The sequence below is a fragment of the Flavobacterium zhairuonense genome (genome assembly GCF_004352915.1).
GTDB classification, from domain to species: domain Bacteria; phylum Bacteroidota; class Bacteroidia; order Flavobacteriales; family Flavobacteriaceae; genus Flavobacterium; species Flavobacterium zhairuonense.
Genome location: NZ_SJSY01000015.1, coordinates 1 through 294 on the forward strand (window position 1 = coordinate 1; position 294 = coordinate 294).

The 294-nt window shown below is 39.8% G+C and carries 1 protein-coding gene; it reads left to right on the top strand.

The annotated features are described in order from the left end of the window. The coding region (locus tag EYY60_RS22125; RefSeq protein ID WP_162847810.1) for a hypothetical protein at nucleotides 1–294 on the top strand (294 nt) is incomplete at both ends.

Genomic DNA, 294 nt, shown 5'->3' on the forward strand with positions numbered 1-294 from the left:
TTTAGACATTGTTACAACGGAATCGATCTGTTCTGGAAATACTTACACTTGGCCGGCAAACGGAATCACTTATTCTACATCACAAAATGCATTAAAAATAGTCAATGACGGATGCACGGCGGATCAAATATTGAACCTGACTGTAACTGATAAACCTGCCGATGCGATAACCAATCAAACAATCTGCTCGGGACAGACTTACACTTGGCCGGCAAACGGAATCACCTATTCTACATCACAAAATGCATTAAAAATAGTCAATGATGGATGTACAGCGGATCAAATATTGAACCT